3 protein-coding genes are annotated in these 1,685 nt (G+C 34.3%); all 3 read right to left on the bottom strand.

Annotated elements, in window-relative coordinates:
- Window positions 1-201: IS200/IS605 family transposase (gene tnpA, locus AC220I_RS22160; protein ID WP_486726042.1), on the bottom strand; the 201-nt coding region annotated here is incomplete at its 3' end.
- Window positions 202-397: 196 nt separating this feature from the next.
- The gene (locus AC220I_RS22155) at window positions 398-880 is read right to left on the bottom strand and encodes an AAA family ATPase (protein ID WP_486726041.1); all 483 of its coding nucleotides are present in this window, start codon (window positions 878-880) and stop codon (window positions 398-400) included.
- Window positions 880-1,685: AAA family ATPase (locus AC220I_RS22150; RefSeq protein WP_486726040.1), on the bottom strand; the 806-nt coding region annotated here is incomplete at its 5' end. The genes AC220I_RS22150 and AC220I_RS22155, both read right to left, overlap by 1 nt.

The following is a 1,685-nucleotide window of genomic DNA, read 5'->3' as shown; positions in this document are numbered from 1 at the left end:
TATTGAAAGAATCATATGAACATGATCTGGACATGCTGTCGCTTCTAGTATCTCAACACCTTTCTGTTCACATAACTTTCTCAATATTTTTCCTATGTCACCTTCAATTTTTCCGTAAATCACTTGGCGTCGATACTTAGGTGCAAACACGACATGGTATTTGCACTTCCATTGGGTATGTGCTAAACTGGTCTTATCCATTAACGGATCCTCCTTTTGCTTTTTGGTTGGCGAACCATTTTTATTGTAGCAAAAGGAGGATTTGTTTTTTGACTCAAAGCTAAATCTCTTTGGAGCCACCGGTAGAACCGGTGGTTTTCGTTATACAAAAAAGATGCCCTCATAAACTTCCACGTTTAAAAGGGCATCGCACACCTTGATTACAATATTAATTTTTTTATTCTGTTATCCAATACTTACGAAAATGTTCTTCCGAATTACTATCTTTGAAACACCTTTCGAGAAGTAACACGATATCAGCTTTGGTTTTACCATTAAGATCCGCCTCAAAATCGTCAATTGAATGAGAATTTACGTCAAACAATTTTTTTGCACCACTTTGGTTTTCATAGAACTTAGTCTTATCAATCATATTGAATTTTGTATAGGTTTCAATAATTCTTCTGATTGGATTTAAAATCATTTCCGGACTAGCGTTCTCGTCATCGTATAGATACCTAGCATCGTTCCAGAGTGCTTCATAATTTGTTTTAAAATCCTCTTGCTCTTTAGTCAGCATTCTAAATGCAGTTGTACATCCATTGGAGATAAATCTTATAAATCTATCATCCTTGTACTTTCTACCGTATTTCACATTCAAGTAAAAGTGATTATTGTGTGTGAGTATGATCATTTTGTCGTCGCTCTGAATTTTTTTCATTAAATTTTTAACTCATCGATTATCATATATTGCATGGTATCATCATTTGAGTTCATAGGATCATCGAATACGATCAGTTTTTTGTTCTGACCCACTTGATTCTCGGTTATCTCATTCATCTTTTCGATGAAATATAAGAAAGCAATAATATTTTTTTCACCGGTTGATAATTGGGTAATGTCCCTTACCATGTTAGTTCGCAAACATTTTACCCTATAGAAACCAACCTCTCCTTCATTATCACAATGATCTAGTTCAAAGGAAACAAAATGCTTCAATTTATTACTTATGATTTGAGCCAGCTTTTTTTCATCTTTAGTTTCATTTCTTAATGAATTGATTTCTTCCCGAAGTAACCGTATTTTGTTATTAAATCCGTTTTCGCCTTCGATTTTTTCCTTCTCGGCATTTAGGTCTGCGAGTGTTCTGTTTTTTTCTGTGTCCAAATGACTCAATTCGTTAATTTGAACATCGTATTTATATTCATCCAGAAGGGTCTTAATTTTATGAAAGCGTAACTTCTCTCTGGCTTCATTCTGTCGCTGTGCAAGGTCTTTCTTATTATTTGCCTCAACTAACTCATCATATTCTGTCTGAATGGATGCAAATGAAGGTGGAATCTCAAGAATCAATTTTTCACCTTCTGCAAAAAGATTGCTTTGCTTTTGTTTAAGCGACTTGGAAAGATTCTGTATAAAACTTTCATATGTTTTAAATAATTCCTCACTGTTAATCTTGACTCCATTGATCCTCTCATGCAGCTCCGGGTAGAAATTTGCTGGATCAACATGAACATTGTTAAAAG

Source organism: Fusibacter sp. (assembly GCF_057447755.1).
The sequence above is the reverse complement of the archived record's forward strand: the minus strand, read 5'-3'. Positions and strand labels throughout refer to the sequence as shown.